Annotated in this window: 17 protein-coding genes; 7 read left to right on the forward strand and 10 right to left on the reverse strand. The window is 69.6% G+C overall.

Translation table 11 applies throughout. From position 1 onward, the window contains the following. Positions 1 to 16: 16 nt before the first annotated feature. Together ACIBN2_RS37145 and ACIBN2_RS37150 are read left to right on the forward strand one after the other, a co-directional pair. A complete protein-coding gene (locus tag ACIBN2_RS37145; RefSeq protein ID WP_399141228.1) occupies positions 17 to 844 on the forward strand; it encodes a helix-turn-helix domain-containing protein in 828 nt (275 codons plus the stop codon). A 405-nt stretch (positions 845 to 1249) separates the two neighbouring features. Then, on the forward strand, positions 1250 to 2476 hold the full coding sequence (locus tag ACIBN2_RS37150; protein WP_399141230.1) for a PP2C family protein-serine/threonine phosphatase: 1227 nt from the start codon (positions 1250 to 1252) through the stop codon (positions 2474 to 2476). Positions 2477 to 2527: 51 nt separating this feature from the next. Here the strand turns inward: ACIBN2_RS37150 and ACIBN2_RS37155 are convergent, their stop codons facing one another. From ACIBN2_RS37155 to ACIBN2_RS37190, 8 genes are all read right to left on the reverse strand, one after another. Beyond that, positions 2528 to 3619 carry a histidinol-phosphate transaminase gene (locus ACIBN2_RS37155; RefSeq protein WP_399141231.1) on the reverse strand — a complete coding sequence of 364 codons (1092 nt, stop codon included), beginning with the start codon at positions 3617 to 3619 and terminating at the stop codon, positions 2528 to 2530. Positions 3620 to 3622: 3 nt separating this feature from the next. Next, a complete protein-coding gene (locus ACIBN2_RS37160; protein ID WP_399141233.1) occupies positions 3623 to 4642 on the reverse strand; it encodes a 3-oxoacyl-ACP synthase III family protein in 1020 nt (339 codons plus the stop codon). Continuing rightward, positions 4639 to 5292, reverse strand: a complete 654-nt coding sequence (locus ACIBN2_RS37165) for an SRPBCC family protein (RefSeq protein WP_399141235.1) — start codon at positions 5290 to 5292, stop codon at positions 4639 to 4641. Before ACIBN2_RS37165 ends, ACIBN2_RS37160 begins: the two co-directional genes overlap by 4 nt. After that, positions 5264 to 7042: a thiamine pyrophosphate-binding protein gene (locus ACIBN2_RS37170; protein WP_399141236.1), complete on the reverse strand. Its 1779-nt coding sequence runs from the start codon at positions 7040 to 7042 to the stop codon at positions 5264 to 5266. The genes ACIBN2_RS37165 and ACIBN2_RS37170 overlap by 29 nt, the downstream gene beginning before the upstream one ends. Continuing rightward, entirely contained in the window at positions 7039 to 8034 is a 996-nt protein-coding gene (locus ACIBN2_RS37175) for a GlxA family transcriptional regulator (protein ID WP_399141453.1), read from the reverse strand. Before ACIBN2_RS37175 ends, ACIBN2_RS37170 begins: the two co-directional genes overlap by 4 nt. Before the next feature lie 231 nt (positions 8035 to 8265). Beyond that, a complete protein-coding gene (locus tag ACIBN2_RS37180) occupies positions 8266 to 8598 on the reverse strand; it encodes an Asp23/Gls24 family envelope stress response protein (protein WP_399141238.1) in 333 nt (110 codons plus the stop codon). 12 nt (positions 8599 to 8610) lie between these two features. Beyond that, positions 8611 to 9324 carry an Asp23/Gls24 family envelope stress response protein gene (locus ACIBN2_RS37185; RefSeq protein ID WP_399141239.1) on the reverse strand — a complete coding sequence of 238 codons (714 nt, stop codon included), beginning with the start codon at positions 9322 to 9324 and terminating at the stop codon, positions 8611 to 8613. Then, positions 9315 to 9899: an RNA polymerase sigma factor gene (locus ACIBN2_RS37190; RefSeq protein WP_399141241.1), complete on the reverse strand. Its 585-nt coding sequence runs from the start codon at positions 9897 to 9899 to the stop codon at positions 9315 to 9317. The genes ACIBN2_RS37185 and ACIBN2_RS37190 overlap by 10 nt, the downstream gene beginning before the upstream one ends. A 290-nt stretch (positions 9900 to 10189) precedes the next feature. Between ACIBN2_RS37190 and ACIBN2_RS37195 the strand changes: the two genes are divergently transcribed. The 4 genes from ACIBN2_RS37195 to ACIBN2_RS37210 all read left to right on the forward strand — a co-directional run bounded on the left by ACIBN2_RS37195 (position 10190) and on the right by ACIBN2_RS37210 (position 11969). Then, entirely contained in the window at positions 10190 to 10669 is a 480-nt protein-coding gene (locus tag ACIBN2_RS37195; protein ID WP_399141455.1) for an Asp23/Gls24 family envelope stress response protein, read from the forward strand. 41 nt (positions 10670 to 10710) lie between these two features. Continuing rightward, positions 10711 to 10896: a hypothetical protein gene (locus ACIBN2_RS37200; RefSeq protein WP_399141243.1), complete on the forward strand. Its 186-nt coding sequence runs from the start codon at positions 10711 to 10713 to the stop codon at positions 10894 to 10896. Positions 10897 to 11376: 480 nt separating this feature from the next. Then, on the forward strand, positions 11377 to 11550 hold the full coding sequence (locus ACIBN2_RS37205; RefSeq protein ID WP_399141244.1) for a CsbD family protein: 174 nt from the start codon (positions 11377 to 11379) through the stop codon (positions 11548 to 11550). Positions 11551 to 11624: 74 nt separating this feature from the next. Next, the gene (locus tag ACIBN2_RS37210; protein ID WP_399141246.1) at positions 11625 to 11969 is read left to right on the forward strand and encodes a hypothetical protein; all 345 of its coding nucleotides are present in this window, start codon (positions 11625 to 11627) and stop codon (positions 11967 to 11969) included. A gap of 84 nt (positions 11970 to 12053) precedes the next feature. Here ACIBN2_RS37210 and ACIBN2_RS37215 read toward each other — a convergent pair whose 3' ends face one another. Continuing rightward, positions 12054 to 13334: an IS701 family transposase gene (locus tag ACIBN2_RS37215; protein ID WP_399141247.1), complete on the reverse strand. Its 1281-nt coding sequence runs from the start codon at positions 13332 to 13334 to the stop codon at positions 12054 to 12056. A gap of 255 nt (positions 13335 to 13589) precedes the next feature. Then, positions 13590 to 14777: a N(5)-(carboxyethyl)ornithine synthase gene (locus ACIBN2_RS37220; RefSeq protein WP_399141457.1), complete on the reverse strand. Its 1188-nt coding sequence runs from the start codon at positions 14775 to 14777 to the stop codon at positions 13590 to 13592. Positions 14778 to 15375: 598 nt separating this feature from the next. Here ACIBN2_RS37220 and ACIBN2_RS37225 point away from each other — a divergent pair. After that, positions 15376 to 15579, forward strand: coding sequence for a cold-shock protein (locus tag ACIBN2_RS37225; RefSeq protein WP_399141249.1), 204 nt, complete (start codon positions 15376 to 15378; stop codon positions 15577 to 15579). Positions 15580 to 15708 lie beyond the last annotated feature (129 nt).

Genomic DNA, 15708 nt, shown 5'->3' on the forward strand with positions numbered 1-15708 from the left:
GGTGGAAACTGGACACGTGACGGTGATCCGGCAGATGACCTACCAGCCCGACGGGCGCCGCGCGGCCGCGGTCGAGACGATGTCGTTCGACCGCCTTCGCGAGCTGAACGACGGCGGCACGCAACGTGCCGACTTCCATGTCCTCGCCGTCATCGATGCCGGGCAGGGCTCCGTCACGGTGGACTTCCTCCATCACCCGCTCAAGGAGCGGTCCGCGGTGTGGGTCCCTCCCGGAGCGGTGCACCGGTGGGACGACATCGCCGGCGTTGTGGGGCACCTCGTGCTGTTCGTGCCGACCGCGCCGGTCACCGACGCCACCCGGGAGCTCGTCGCATCCCCGGACCTGGCCGCGCACTGGAGCATTCCCGACGCCGACTGGCCGTTCGTCGACACCGCGCGCAACCATCTGCTCCTCGAGGCGTCGGCCCCACCCGGGGACATCTCGACGGAGCTGCCCGAGATCCTGCTCTCCGCGCTCATCGCCCGGCTCCGGCCGCCGCACGCCGAAGCACGGTTCACACACCCGGTGTTCCGGCTGTTCCGGTCCAGCGTCGAGGCGCACTTCCGGGAACATCACGACGCCGGCTACTACGCCCGTGCTCTGGGTTACGCGCCCCGCACCCTCTCACGAGCGGTGCAGCAGGTCACCGGCCGCACGGCGAAGGGGTACATCGTCGACCGGATCGTCCTGGAGGCCAAACGGCTCCTCGCGCACGACCGCCTCACCGCGGCTCGCTGCGCCGACACGCTCGGCTTCCCCGACGCATCCAACTTCTCGGTGTTCTTCCGGAACGCGACAGGCATGCGTCCCGGTGCATGGCAGGCGCCGGTGGGCGATCGATGACAACTCGGCTTGCTGCGTCAGCCGTCGCCACCCGAGACGGACCGGGAGCCACGATCTTGAACGAGCGGGAAGGTCTCCTGCGTGGCAACAGCCCATGCACGGATCCTGAGGGAACGCTCGACTAGAGGGTCAACTCATCTTCGTACGGCTGGAGTTGGCGAAACATCGGCTGTCAAAGCCAGTGCTCGCCCATGGAACGCGCCGCTGCCACCGCCGGATGAGCCGCCAGTCGAGGTCCGCCCGTCGCGGCTCCACAGTCCGGGCGGTCGGAAGGCCGCGCGATGCCGCAGGACAGGGCTGGCCAGGTGACAACGGCGGACCGATGGGAACGGTGCTGGGGCAGGGCGGTGTGTTGGCTCTTACCGTGAACAGCACACTGACAGTCGGAGTCGAGGCAGGCAGCACATGAACCCGCAGATCGACTACGAGGCCGTCTTCCGAGCCCTGCCGGGCATGGTGGCGCTGCTGACGCCGGACCTGGTGTACGCCGACGCCAACAAGGACTTCCAGCGGCTGGCCGGGCGTACTCGCGAGCAGCTGGTGGGCCGCTACATTTTCGATGTCTTTCCCGAGAACCCGAACGATCCGGCCGCGGCCGGCATGCGGGAGACCCGGGCATCGATGCTCCGCGTGGTCGCCACGGGCGAGCGCGACACCATGGCACTGATCCGCTACGACCTCGAAGATCCCCACAGGCCGGGGCGGTGGGAGGAGCACTACTGGAGCCCGGTGAACGCTCCCGTCCTGGGGCCGGACGGGCAGGTCGTGCTCATCGTGCACCGAGTGGAGGAGATCACCGAACTTCTTCGTGCCCGCGACAGCGTGGCCGCCGGCGACAGGTCGCGGGTCCTGCAGGCCGAGTTCTACACCCGCTCTCGTGAATTGCAGGAGGTCAACGAGCGCCTGCGCCAGGCCCACGCCCGTGAGCGCGAAGTGGCCCTGGCCCTGCAGGAGGCGATGCTGCCCACTCCCAGCCCCGTCGGGCACCACCAGGCAGCCGTGCGTTACCAGCCCGCCACCAGAAACCTGAACGTGTGCGGCGACTGGTACGACCTGGCCGACCTGCCCGGTGACAGCATCGCGGTCGCCGTCGGCGACGTCGTCGGCCACGGTCTGGCGGCCGCCTGCGTCATGGGGCAGCTGCGCAGCGCGCTGAGCGCTGCCTGCCGCGTCGCCCAAGGCCCCGCCCGCGCCCTGGAGGCCCTCGGCCTGTACGCCCGCATCGTCGAGGGCGCGGAGTCGACGACCGCGGTCACGGTCTTCATCGACTGGGGCCGCCACACCCTCACCTACAGCAGCGCCGGCCACCCACCACCCGCCCTGCTCCACCCCGATGGCACCGTGACCTTTCTCGACCAGGCCACCGACCCGCCGCTCGGTGCCCGCCCCGTGCACGTCTCCCGCCCCCAGGCCCACTCCCCCTTCACCGAAGGCGCCACCCTGGTCCTGTACACCGACGGCCTGATCGAGCGCCGGCACGAGGACATCGATACCGGTCTGTCCCGCCTCGCCGACTCCCTCACCCACCACCGGAACGCCGCCCCCGAAACCCTCGCCGACATCCTGCTGACCGATCTCCTCCCACCCGGCGGCAACACCGACGACATTGCCCTGGTCGTCATCCGCCTTTGACCCAAGGCCCCGCAGACGCCGCGCACGGATTGCGAGCGCCCGCCTCGGGTGTCAACTGAACGACTGCTCTTGGGTTTTGAGGTGGTGGTACGCGCCGATCGGCCCGTCCGGTGGTCGGGCCGATGCCCCCATGTCCGGCGCTTCGTGTCGGCTCACTCCCGCCAACGCGGCGAGCACGGCGTCGTTGGCCTCCCGGCTGCCGACGGTGAGCCGGAGTCCCTCGCCCGGGTAGTGGCGAGTCTGGACGCGGGCGGCGGTGAGTGCCGCGGCAGCCTCGTCGACCGGATCGGGGGCGGCGAACCAGACGGAGTTGGCGTGGCCCGGGCGTATGTGCCAGCCGCGCTGGACGAGTTGGTGATGCAGCCGTTCGCGTTCGGCGATGACGGTGTCCACGCGTCGGCGCAGTTCACCGGCGGCCTGAAGCGATGCCTTCACTGCCGCCGCTGCCACCGCGTTGATCCCGAAGGGCAGTTGTTGCCGGCGGACTCGTGCCACCAGGTCGGGGGCGCCGAGTCCGTAGCCGACCCGCAGGGCGGCCAGACCGTACGCCTTGGAGAAGGTCCGCAGGACCAGCAGGTTGGGGTGGTCGTCCAAGAGGGCGGGGGTGTCCGGCAGTTCGGCGCCACGGGCGAACTCCACATACGCCTCGTCGAGGAGCACGGTGACGTGCCGGGGGACCCGACGCAGGAACGCCGACAGCGCGTCGGCCGTGACCAGGGTCCCGGTGGGATTGTGCGGATTGCACAGCACCACGACGCGGGTGCGGTGGTCGAGCACCGCGAGCAGGGCGTCCAGATCCTGGCATCCGTCCGGGGCCAGGGGTACGGGGGCGGGTTGAGCGCCGACCATGGCGGCCAGCAAGGGATACGCGTCGAAGGTGCGCCAGGCGTACGCCAATGAGTCGCCAGGCTCGACCACAGCCTGCAGCAACTGAAGGGCCACGCCCACCGATCCACTGCCGACCACGACGCGGTCGGGGCTCACCTGGCACCATGCGGCGATCCGCTCGGTGAGGTCGTCGGGGTAGAACTGCGGATACCGGTGGGCTTGCGCGACGGCACCTTGCATCGCCTCGCGGACCGAGGGCAGTGGGGGGTACGGGCTCTCGTTCAGGGCCAGTTGGTGCAGCACGGGAAGGTTCATCCGTCAGCCCCGCCCGCCGTGCCAACGGACCGCGACGGCACCGGCGAAGTCGCCGGCATGGGCGAATCCCCCGAGCACCACCAGGTCGCCGTCCTCGACCTGCTGCGAACGGATCGCCCGGTCCAGGGTGATCGGGATCGCCGCTCCGAACAGATTCCCGTACTCGTCGAAGGTGTTCAGATGCCGTTCGGCGGGCAGCTGCAGCGCCTCTCGCCAGTTACGCAGGAAGGTGCGGTTGGGCTGGTTGGTGATGAGGACGTTGACGTCGGTGGTCGCCACACCGAGCCGTCGGCACAGGTCCGTGACCACCTCCGGGACCAGGCGGTTGCCGCGTGCCAGGACCTTGGCGACGCTGGCGTCGGTGAATCCGATGCGCAGCTGGGACTCTCCCGGCTCCCAGTACTTGCGGCCGTCGTCGACCGCCACGGTCATGTCCCCGGCGTACTCGCCGATATGCCGGGTCTCCACGTCGAGCACCGGGCTGCCGGCCGACGTCGTCACATATCCCACGCCGCAGCCGTCGCCCGGGATCGCGGCCTGGGCGAGCCGGCGCACCTCGGACTGCGTGAACCACTGACCCGCGGCGCTCTGCGCATTGCAGACCAGCGCGGTCTTCGCGTCGGTGGTGCTCAGGATCTGCCGCGCCAGCTTCAACATGTACACGAAGGACGCGCAGCCCGCGTTGGCCACGTCGACGAGCCACTCCGGGTTCAGGCCCAGCCGGCGTGCCACCTCGGTGCCGGCGCCCACGAATGGCAGATCCGGCAGCTGGCTGTGCACCAACAGCACGTCCACGCCTCGGATCTCGTCCGCGCCGTGCCGCTCGATCAGGGACTGCACGGCGCGCTCGACCATGTCGGCGTTGGTCTCGTCCGCTGCCACGTGGTGCCGCAACGGCGGGACCTTGAACATGGGGTGGCTGCGCAGCTTGTCCTCGGCTCCGGGGTACTCGGTGTAGAAGTCCGCGGGGACCGGCTCGCCGGGCAGGTAGCTTGCGACATCGGTGAGGCTGACCGTGGTCACTGCGCCACCGCCCTCACCGGAGCCACGCTGACCGGCAGGCCGTTGCGGTGGCGGTGTTCCAGAATCGCTTTGAGGTTGTTCATCTCCACGGTGTGCCCCGCATAGAAGAGGTCCCAGAAGTCGCCCACCCAGGGCCGGTCCGAGCGAGGAGTCGTGTCGGGGTGCGGGTTGTCGTCGTAGTAAGGGTGCCGGCAGTTGGTCCAGGTGATCACCGACCCCGGCTTGTCGAGAACCAGGCGAGCCGGCACGACGCGCATCAGGTAGATCATCCACAGCTTGTCGCCCTGGTCCCAGGAGCAGTGGTAGTCCACCGTCATGGCCTCGGGATTGGCGACCACCTTGCAGTAGATCCTGGTCTCGTCCTCGAGCCGGTCGAAGCCGGCCCACAGCCCCGGGGTGCCGGTGGGCGCGAAGTCCCGCAGGGTGCAGGTCCACTCCTCCAGGTGGTGGCCCTGGCGCAGGTAGTCGTAGACCTGCTCCGGGGGGCAGTCGACGTACTCGTGGATGGTGCAGTACTGCCCGTAGACCTGATGGTGGGGGTAGACGGCATGGGTGAGCTCCATGCAGTGCGCGGTCAGCTCCTCCTTGCCGGCGTTCTCGATCCGCATCAGACCGGGGATGTCAGCCAACATGGACGACGCCTCGCTCATGGGAGCTCTCCTTGCTGTCGGTGGCTTCGGTGCCACGGGTGGCTTCGGTGAAGGACTGGAAGGGGCGGAAGGGCGGGATCTCGGCTGGGTCGCAGTCCAGCGCGACGAACGCCGGGCCGCCGCCCGCGTTGCTGCGCAGCAGAGCACTGCGCAGGTGCGCGGCGTGGTCGGCCCCTGTGACGTCCAGGGACGGGAAGGCAGCGGCCACGCCGGCGGCGAGGTCGGTCCGGGAAAAGAGGTCGTCGCTGCGGACGCCGCCCTGGAGGAACTCCTCCCGCACCGCGCACATGGCGTGGGCGTTGTTGTTGAAGACGACGAAGGTCACGGGCGCGGCGTGCTCCACGGCGGTGTGCACTTCCATCCCGTGCATGAAGAAGGACCCGTCGCCGGCGAGTACGTAGGTGCGCCGGCCGGTGGCGAGCGCGGCGCCGATCGCGGCACCGAAGGTGTAGCCCATGCCTCCCATGCCGACCGCCAGCACGAAGCGGCCGTGGCGCGGTGCCGGGAGGAGATGGACCGCGCTGGCCCCCGCGTTGCCGGCGTCCACGAAGACGTGCGCATCGTGCGGGAGTGCCGCCTCCACCGCGGCGACCGCCTGGGCGTAGGGGATGGTTCGGCCTCGGGTCTGGGAATCCGGGCCCGGCATGACGGCGGGGAGAGGACCGGCGTGCTGTGGGCAGGCGCGTGGTCGTGGCGAGAGCCGGCTGGTCACCGCGCGCAGCGCGTCCGGCAGATGTCCGACCAGTGCGGTGGCCGGCACGAACGGTGGTTCGGGACCCAGGCACACGACTTCGGCGGCGGCCAGGGCGCGTTCGAGGCCTCCGCGTGCCAGGAGCGGCAGCCGCGTGCCGACCAGCAGGCACACGTCGGCCCGCCGCAGACACTCCTCGACGTTGGCATGACCCATCACCCCGGCTACGCCTGCGAATCGGGGATCACTGTTGTCGAAGACGTCCTTGGCGTCGGGGGTGACCGCCACCCACGCCCCCAAGCGCCGGGCCAGCTCGGCCAGTTCCGCGCGCGCGTCCGTGGCGGCGACGTCTTCACCGGCGATGACGAGGACGCGGCCGGCCTGGCGAAGAGTGTCCGCCACGGCGGTGACGGCCACGGAGTCGAGCCGCGCCACCGAGGCCGTCGGCACCGACGTCGGCCCGCCCGGTGTCTGTGCCGCGCCACGGCCGGGCAACCGGATCCGTGCCTGCTGCACGTCCTTGGGCAGCAGCAGGACCGCCGGCCCCCGTGGTTCGGTCTGTGCCGCCGCCACCGCCCGCGGCAGCAACTCCGTGAGCGAGTCCGCGTCATCGACCCGCGCGCAGAACCGGGAGACAGGTGCGAAGACCTCCCGGGCGTCGAAGGAGCCCGCCTTGCCGCTGGTGTCCTGGAACGCGCCGCGGCCCTCCTGGCCGGTCGGCGGCTGGCCCACCAGGGCCAGCACCGGCACCCGTGAGGCGTACGCCTCGGCCAGGCCAGGCAGCAGATTCATGGCACCGCCGCCCGAGGTGGCGGCGACGACGCCGAGGCGCCTGGTGACACGGGCGTATCCGTCGGCCATCGTGACGGCGGAGAACTCGTGTTTGGCGACGACGCCGCGGATGGCGCCGGCGCGGTGAACGGCGTCGTACAGGTCCTCGATGTTCGCGCCGCCGACCCCGAACACGTGGGTGACACCGGCCCGGGCGAGCTCCCCTGCCAGGTGGTCGACCAGGCGTACCGTTCCTGCCTCGGGTAAGTCCGCGGTCGTTGTGGTCATACCGGGCTCCTGTCCGTCTCGTGGTGCGGGTCGATGAAGCCGGAGGGCGAGATGAGCTGAAAGCGGTGCCTGTATTCCTTCGGGGTGAGTCCCAGGGTTCGCCCGAAGGAGCGGAAGAAGGTCTCGGGGGCGCCGAATCCGCAGCGGCGCGCTATCTGGCCGATCGTCAGATCGGTGGTCTCCAGCAGCTCGCGGGCGCGGGCTATACGCGTTCGCTCGATGTACTGGCCGGGGGTCGTGCCCGCCTCGCGCCTGAAGACCCGGGCGAAGTTGCGCAGGCTCATGTTGGCCCGCTGGGCGATCTCGGCGACGGGTAAGGGGTTGTGCAGGTTGTCCAGAATCCACTCCTGCGCTGCCCGGATCGGCGGATGGTCGGCCAACTGGGCGTCGAGGACGGCGCTGAACTGCGACTGTCCTCCGTGCCGCTTGAGGAACAGCACCAGGTACCGCGCCGTCTGCAGCGCGAGCGCCGCACCGTGATCGGCCTCCACCAGGGCCAGCGCCATGTCGATCCCCGTCGACACCCCCGCGGAGGTCACGAAGGGGCCGTCCCAGACGAAGATCGGCTCGGCGTCCACCGTCACGTCCGGATAGCGGTGGGCCAGCGCCTCGCTGTATGCCCAGTGCGTGGTCGCGCGTCTGCCGTCGAGAAGGCCCGCCTCAGCGAGCAGAAAGGATCCGCCGCATACGGAGGCGACTCTGCGGGACCGGGCCGCCGACTGACGGATCCAGGAGACCAACGCCCGGTCCTGAAGCGCGTTGTTGAGGCTCCAGCCGCCCGGCACGAGGAGCGTGTCGATCGGGCCCTCCCCCGCCTCCAGCGGCGCGGCTTCCACCATCATTCCGGACCCCATGCGCACCAGTGGCGCCTCGGCGGAGACGAAGTCGATCCGGTAGGGGGTGGCCGCCGGGTCGAGGAACCGGTTGGCGGTATCGAACACTTCAATGGGTCCGGTGATGTCCAGGGCCGTTGCACCCGCGTACACCACCACCACAACACGTCGCTCTAACACGGTCACACTCTGTATCGACCGTCCGACTGGCTGCAATGACAGATCATTGACGTATCCGGCCAACGCGCAGTCGCCGAGAGCGAAAGAGCAGTGCTGGCCAGGCAGTTCGTGCCGGGAACGGACCGCGGTGCGTGAGGCAGCTCACAGGGCGCCGAACTCGTGGCGGAGGTGGCGCAGTTGGGACATCTACCGCTACTGCTCTGTATCCGCTCAGACTGCGTTCGTGACGGTGACCCTCACCTGCGCAGCAGGCGGGTTGTCAGGCAGGGCTGCGCGCACCGCCGAGCATGCGGCGCGGGCCACGTCCAGCGCGCGGTGGCCGTGCTGGACGACGATCTGGACGTCCACGTCCCAATGTCCCGGCCGGGCACGCGGGGTCAGGCGCACACCCGACGGTGAGCCCTCGGCGTGAGGCAGTCCGCTGCGGCCGGAAGCGCGGAGGAGGTCGACGATGCCCGGCCGCAAGAAGGCAACGCCTGGGACGGCGCAGACGATGTGGGCGATGGTGTGGGCCAGTTCGTCACGGTGGGCGGCGGCGGTCATCTGCGTCTCCCTTCAGAGTTCTCTGTTCGTCGGACGGCTCATGCTCCCGTCCCTCTCCGGTTGTGCCTGGTGCGGGCGACTTTCCGCTTCGGCGGTGGCGGTGGCGTCGGGGACGGCGAGGTCGGTGATGCGGATGTCGATGCTCTCGACGGGCAGTCCGAGGGTCGCGTCCGCCGCGAGGTGCACCTGCCGGCGAATCTGCTCGGCGAGGTGCGGGAGACTGGTGGTGAGCGGGACGACGACTTCCAGGCCCACCTGGACCGGACCGCGCGCGGGACCGTTGCCGTCGGATGCGGCGGGCTGGAAGCGACACGAGCCGGCGTGGACGCCGGGAAGCGTCTCGGCGGCCGCGCGCAGTGACTTGGCGGCCACCGCTTCCATGATCCACACGTCCTCTTCGCGCTCGCCGAGGGGCAGCGGGCGGCCAGGCCGCAGTTCGAGCCTGACCACGTCCATGATCCGTTCGGTGAGCGGCGACGAATCCCAGTCGTGCCCCTGCTCACCGTGTGCCTCACGTACCGCCGCACCGAGGGCTCTCAGCTGTTGCACGGCCTGGGCGCAGTGCGGGCACGTTCGCATGTGCGCGTCCGAGGCTCCCTCCTCCCAGGCTGCCCACACACCGGACAGCATCCGTCCGCAGGCGAGCCGTGCGTCGTCGGCGGTGGCGCCCGCCCCGTCGAATCCGCGGCGGGGCTCGGGCCGATCAGGGCCGGTGTTCATCGCCATGCGGTCATCGCCTCCGTCAGACAGCGTCGTGCGCGGAACACCCGGCCGCGGGCGGCCTCCGGGCTGATGCCGACCGTGTCCGCGATCGACTCGTACGACCGCCCCTCCAGTTCTCTGAGCACCCAGCACACCCGCTGCTCGGGAGACAGCGCGGACAAGGAGCGGGCCAGCTCCCGGACCGCGGCGTGGGACTCGGCCGTCCGTGCCGGTGAGGCCACGTGGTCGGGCGCCGCGGGTTCGGGGACGGCATCGAGGTCGGCCACAAGGCGACGGGCACGCAGCATGTTCAGACACCGGTTGATCACGATGCGGTGCATCCATGTGGCGAACGCGGCTTGGCTACGGAACCCCGGCAGCCTGCGCCATGCACTCACGAAGGCGTCCTGCACGGCGTCCTCGGCCTCGGTCGCGTTGCCCAGCATCGTGGCGGCCAGCCGCAGCAGGGCAGGTGCGTGACGGCGGACGAGCGCCTCGAAGGCGTTCTCGTCGCCCTCGGCAGCCCGAACGGCAAGCAGCCCGTCCTCCAGGCGGCACTCCACGTCGGGAGCTGGCGCGGGTCTCCGGTCCCCGGGCACGTGGCGCTCCCTTCGCTCGCTGCTTGCGGGTCCTGGACGGGTACCCCCTGCTTGGACACCCGGACCGCGGCGGGCGTTACGCGGCGGGGCAAAGGCCGCTGTGCGAACAGGAAGGTCTCGGCCCGCCGCATCACAGCGCGCTGAGCGCACCCCTCCCGCACGCGGTGGCGGGCAGCGCAGAAATTCGCGTGTCCGGCGTAACGGCCGGGCACGGCCCGTGTCCAACCCGTGCAGGCTCGATAGCCGACGACTCTCATCGGGAGGCCATCATGACGACGCCGGACACGTTCATGACGGAGAACAAGACCAGGGACACGGCCCGGAACACGCAGGGCACGACCACCCTCAGCGGCGGTTCGGCAGGCGTCAGCCAGCCGGCCGGCACCCGGGGCAAGACCTCGATCGCCGACGCGGTCATCGTCAAGATCGCGGGCACGGCGGCGCGGGAGATACCTGGCGTGTACGCCATGGGCGGCGGCCTGTCGCGCACCCTGGGCGCGGTCCGCGACCGCGTGCCGGGAGGCGGGTCGAACGTAGGGCGTGGTGTGAAGGTCGAGGTCGGCGAGCGGCAGACCGCCATCGACCTCGACCTGGTCGTCGAGTACGGGGTGCCCATCACCGACCTGGCCCGTGACGTACGGGAGAACGTGATCGAGGCCGTGGAGCGTATGTCCGGTCTCGAGGTCGTCGAGGTCAACATCGCGGTCAATGACGTCCACCTGCCGGACGAGGACGAGCCCGATCACTCAGGCGAGACGCGCGTCGCGTAGTCGCGAGCGCCGACGCCTTCGGATGAGACCCGAGGTGGCTGATGAACAGAGCAGTACTGGGGATGCTGGTGGGCATGGCCCTGGCCGTCGTCGGCTATTTCGGCGGCTTCGGTGCCTTCCTGCTGGTGGCGGCACTCGGTGCGGTTGGCGGCCTCGTGGGGCGCCTGCTCGACAACGGCGTGGACTGGCGCGATGCTTTCGCCTCACGTGACAAGAGGGCCCGGTGACGGAGACGGGCGAACCCACCAGCCCGACCAGGGCCGATCGCGCGGCCTACAGACGGATGTCGTCGTCGGCACCCACGACCGCATCGTCGCCCTATGACGTAGGACACCGAGAGTTTCGGGGCCGTGGGAAGCGGCCACTCCAAAGCCCGTACGCAGACGCATAGTTGGGATCAAGGCGAACAGTCTTGCACAGCGGCCGGCCCCGTCCGGGCCCAGCGCCGCGAAGGGCTGGACGACGGTCAGCGCCGTCACCGTGTCGTACCACCGTTCTCCGCCATCACGCGCGGGCACTCCCGTACGCTCCGAGGCGAGGCGCGCCGGTCGCGTGGTCGCTGCGTTGACACGGACCGTCGCTGGACGTTGACTGGCGGCACGACGCGGGGTCGTGCCACTCCGCAGCCACGGCGAGCATCACGTCTGCCCGCCTCGCCCAGACAGACCCCGTGGGAACACGCCCGACGGACAACAGCGAGGCACGCCATGACCGTTGCACGGACGATGAGGAACAAGGCGCAGACGTTGAAGGGCAAGGTCACGGAAGAACTCGGCCGGGTCACCGGCAGCAGGCGACTTAAGCGCCAAGGCAGGACCGACCGGGTTTCCGGAAGCCTGAAGCAGGCGGCCGAGAAGGCCGGGCGAGCCTTCCGGCGGTGATCACCGAAGCACCCGGCAGGGGTCACCGCGATGATCACCGGTGACCGCCAACGCAACGAAAGCGGCACACGACGATGTATGACCAGACTCGCGCCCAGCAGCCCGCGGACCAGCCCCGGGGCCACGCCGAACGCCGCACCCCGGGCCCGGAGCCGCTGCTTCCGCCGTCCGAACGGGACAAGATCGCCCTGCGTCTCGGGCACGCCCTCAACACGTTCGCCGACTCCCCGCTCGAGGCGCTCGAAGAGGCCGAGAGCGCCTACGACGAAGCCACCGCGCTGCTCGTGGACGCCCTTGCGGAACGGCGGCGTCTCCTCCGCGCCGGCTGGCAGGAGCAGGACCCCGAAACCCACTCCACCGAAGTCAGGCTCGCGCTGAGGCAGTACCGGGAGATCACGCAACGGCTGCTCCACCTCTAGTAGGACTCCGTTAGGTCTGTCTCGATCTTGGAGTCCTGCTGGGCAGGGGCTGATGGCAGGTGGTGCAGATGCCGGTCCAGCACCTCAGGGTGTTCTGGAGGGTGTCGAGGACCTGGTAGAGGGTGAGGCCGGTCCGGGTGCTTTTGGGGCCAGGCGTTGTTCGGTGAGGAAGGCGTGGGCGGCGGTCACGAGGGTGACGTGGTGGTGCCAGCCGGGCCAGGAACGGCCTTCGAAGTGGTCCAGGCCCAGGCCGTGTTTGAGTTCGCGGTAGTCGTGCTCGATGCGCCAGCGGACCTTGGCCAGCCGGACCAGGTCGGCGATCGCCGTGTCGGCCGGCAGGTTGGACAGCCAGTAGTCGGTGGGAGCCTCGGCGCCTTCGGGCCATTCCACCAGCAGCCAGCAGTCGGGCAGGATCCCGTCCCACCAGCCCTGTTCGGCCGAGGCAGCGGCTTTGATCGGGCGCTCGACGGCTTTGCCTGCCGGACGGACACGTGCGGCAGCGAAGCGGGAACGTAACTCTCCTCGCGAGCCCTGCCGCCAGGTGAGGGTGGTGAAGACGTCGTGCTCGAGTCCCGCGGCCAGGTCCGACACTGAGCGTGCCCGGTGGCGATAGCGTGGCTGGGGCCAGCAGCCGACCGTCCCGTGGCGGGCCGGGGCCTCAGGCTTGGCGTCGAACGGGTGGGCCGTCACATCGGCGCGGATGGCGAGCACGTAAGGGAGTTGGCGGTCGCTCAGCGCGGCCCGCAGGTGTGCGTTGGTGCCGTAGGCGGCATCGGCCACCACCGCCGGCGGTGTCATCCCCCAGGCGGCGAGGGTGTCGAGCATGTCCAACGCCAGACGCCACTTCTCCCGATGGGTGATCTCGGGCGGGATGATGGTCTTGGCCCGGCGGTCGCTGTCCGAGGCCCATTCCGCGGGCAGGAACAGCCGCCATTGCAGCGGGCAGGAGGCGGTGTCACTCGCCGCGTGAACACTCACGGCGACCTGGCAGTTGGCCCGTTTGCCCAGGGCTCCGCAGTACTGCGGAGCCACGGCGACCGACATCTGGCCGTCTTTGGGCACCGACACATCGTCGATCACCCAGGCCGCCGGATCGACCAGCGGCAGCAGGCGTTCGTTGATCCGCCGCTGCACCGGCGCCGGATCCCACGTGGACTGGTTCACGAACTGCTGCAGATTCTGCTCGTTGCCGTCCGGCAGCCGCGACGCCATCGCCTGAATCGACTTGCGGCGGCCGTCCAGCATCAGTCCCCGCAGATAGCAGTCGCCCTTGGCCCGCTGGTCCTTGCGCGGTACCGAGGCGAACACATCAGCCACGTATAACGCCAACGTCGCCCGAACACGGTTCACTTCATGTGCGTCCACACACTCAACATGCTCGTGATCAGGACTGATAGGAAGACCTAACGGAGTCCTACTAGGCGGCCGTAGGTCCGCGCCGTGGTGGGACGCGGAGCGGTGTGGACAGCACGGGGGCGTTTCGCACACCGACATCCGCCGGGTCGGTCGCGGCGAACGATGACGTACAGGGCGCCGCCGACGCAGCCTGGCCTCCCGGGGTCCTGTGGCCCCTGCGGTGACGCTCCCGCAGGGGCCGTGGCTCGCTCGGTTCCGCGTGGGTCAGGCCGGCTGCGCGGAGGAGTGTGGCATGGGGTCGGAGGCCGGGATCTGAAGGGTGTGGGGGTAGTCGGCCGACCGGTGCTGGAAGGAGAGGATCTTCGGGTTCTGGACGACGCCGTCGCGGATCTCGATGGCCTTTCTGATCGTGACGTCGCTGTCCCATGCCGCGGGGCCGCTCATGACTTTGCGCAGGTAGGGCAGGAGCGCCTCGCTGATTTCCCACGTGGCCGAGTTCCACAGGTGGGACGGGCTGTGGTCCACCGCGTAGTAGTGGCAGCCCGGCCCCACCGCGTGCATGGGCTCGCCGAAGGTGGTCGGACGGGCCCACTCGAAGCCCATGCCCTCGTCGCAGGAGACGTCGATGAAGAAGGTCCCCGGCCGGAACCGGACGAGCTCCTCTTCGGTGACGAACATCAGCGGCGCGTCGGTGTCCTGCAACACACAGTTGACGATGATGTCGAATCCGGCCAGGTACTCCGCCAGCGGCACGGAACCGGCCGCGGTGACTGCCCGCAGGCGCGACGGATCGTCCTCCTGATGCTCGAAGTGGCCCATCACGACCGAGGGCATCGGCGAGGCCACTGCTGCGGCAGCTCGCTGGGTGAGCACCGTGACGTCGGAGACCCCCATGGCTCCCAAGCCGGTGACAGCTCCGCGCGCCGTGGCGCCGAAGCTGATGACCACAGCGCGCAGACGCCGCCCGTAGCTGCCGGTCAGCCCACCGAGCTGCAGGGCGTGCAGCACCGAGCAGTAGCCCGCGAGCTCGTTGTTCTTGTGGAACACATGGACGCTGAAGGCGCCCGTGGACGTCCAGTAATTCATGGCCTCCCAGGCGATGAGGGTCAGCCGTCGGTCGATGGCGAGCTGGGTCAGCTCCTCGTCCTGCACGCAGTGCGGCCATCCCCACAACACCTGTCCCCCACGCAGCGCGGCAACGTCCTCGTGCATGGGTTTGGGCAGCAGCAACACGTCGCACTCGGCGAGGAGTTGCTCACGGGAACGCAGCCCCGCCACGAGCGGTCCGAGCGCGTCGTCAGCGACGCCGAACCGTTCGCCGTAGCCCTGTTCCAGGAAGATCCTCTCGCGTACGTCCGGAGCGATCCGCTCGAGGTGAGAGGGGTGCAACGGCAGGCGGAACTCGTTCTCCTTGCCGGAGGAGGCAAGCACTCCAAGACTCATCAGGCTCATATGCTTCCTCGTCATTTCAATTCGTTTCGTTCTCTACGTGCTTGTAGTGGCTGCCCGACATCAGGGGCAGGAGCCGTCGGCCCGGTGCCTGCGGACGCGCCCGGTCAGCGGAAGGGGCGTCTCCGCGTCGGGTGCGTCGCGGTGGTCGGTGCCGCAGATGAGCCGGGCCGTCCGGAGAGCCTCTGCTGCAACCCGGAAGCCGGGAAATTTGCTACCGGGCCGCGCGGGACCGGATACGGAAGACGGCGTGAAAGTGCGGGGCAAGAAGCATGTTGCGGCTCATTTCCGGCCGGCTCCGATGTACGCCGGCCCGTGCCGTTGCCCGAGGGCGACGCCGAAACTGATGACGGCGTGCGAGATGCCCCGGTGCCGCAACCGTACTCCCCTCCGGACCCGGCAGATGCCGGGAACCTTCCCGGCGCTCTGGACGTTCCAGGCAGTGGTTGCAGTTGAAGTTTGCGAACGTGGAAGCGCCCGCGGAGTTCCGACAGCGGGCGTTTCGTCGTTTCGGGGCTTTCTTCGACGGCCGGCGGCCAGCAGCCCGGATCCGCGTGATCGCGCGTGATCCGACCAGCCGCCCTCTCGAAGGAGACGTCCCATGGCTCAAGGAACAGTGAAGTCGTTCAGCGCGGAGAAGGGTTTCGGTTTCATCGCCCCTGATGAGGCCGGTGCCGACGTCTTCGTCCACCACTCGGCGATCGACACGGACGGCTTCCGCTCCCTGGCGGAGGACCAGCGGGTGGAGTTCACCGCCGGCCAGGGTCCCAAGGGCATGCAGGCCGACCAGGTGCGCCCGCTCTGAGGTCCTTTCCCGAGGCAGGCCCGCGATGCGGGCCTGCCTCGGCCGGCTTCCACAGGATTCCCGACCCGTGCGGCATCCTGCGTCCCGCTTCTCGCGCCGTGGGCAGCGCGTGTCCATCCCGAAGGGAAC

The organism is Streptomyces sp. NPDC050534 (genome assembly GCF_044457745.1).
In the GTDB taxonomy this organism is placed as follows: domain Bacteria; phylum Actinomycetota; class Actinomycetes; order Streptomycetales; family Streptomycetaceae; genus Streptomyces.

Excerpts from the sequence above, each read along its gene's own strand:
- ACIBN2_RS37150 (WP_399141230.1), top strand. The coding sequence starts at position 1,250 with ATGAACCCGCAGATCGACTACGAGGCCGTCTTCCGAGCCCTGCCGGGC.
- ACIBN2_RS37155 (WP_399141231.1), bottom strand. The coding sequence starts at position 3,619 with ATGAACCTTCCCGTGCTGCACCAACTGGCCCTGAACGAGAGCCCGTAC.
- ACIBN2_RS37165 (WP_399141235.1), bottom strand. The coding sequence starts at position 5,292 with ATGAGCGAGGCGTCGTCCATGTTGGCTGACATCCCCGGTCTGATGCGG.
- ACIBN2_RS37170 (WP_399141236.1), bottom strand. The coding sequence starts at position 7,042 with ATGACCACAACGACCGCGGACTTACCCGAGGCAGGAACGGTACGCCTG.
- ACIBN2_RS37180 (WP_399141238.1), bottom strand. The coding sequence starts at position 8,598 with ATGACCGCCGCCGCCCACCGTGACGAACTGGCCCACACCATCGCCCAC.
- ACIBN2_RS37185 (WP_399141239.1), bottom strand. The coding sequence starts at position 9,324 with ATGGCGATGAACACCGGCCCTGATCGGCCCGAGCCCCGCCGCGGATTC.
- ACIBN2_RS37195 (WP_399141455.1), top strand. The coding sequence starts at position 10,190 with ATGACGGAGAACAAGACCAGGGACACGGCCCGGAACACGCAGGGCACG.
- ACIBN2_RS37200 (WP_399141243.1), top strand. The coding sequence starts at position 10,711 with ATGAACAGAGCAGTACTGGGGATGCTGGTGGGCATGGCCCTGGCCGTC.
- ACIBN2_RS37205 (WP_399141244.1), top strand. The coding sequence starts at position 11,377 with ATGACCGTTGCACGGACGATGAGGAACAAGGCGCAGACGTTGAAGGGC.
- ACIBN2_RS37210 (WP_399141246.1), top strand. The coding sequence starts at position 11,625 with ATGTATGACCAGACTCGCGCCCAGCAGCCCGCGGACCAGCCCCGGGGC.
- ACIBN2_RS37220 (WP_399141457.1), bottom strand. The coding sequence starts at position 14,777 with ATGAGCCTGATGAGTCTTGGAGTGCTTGCCTCCTCCGGCAAGGAGAAC.
- ACIBN2_RS37225 (WP_399141249.1), top strand. The coding sequence starts at position 15,376 with ATGGCTCAAGGAACAGTGAAGTCGTTCAGCGCGGAGAAGGGTTTCGGT.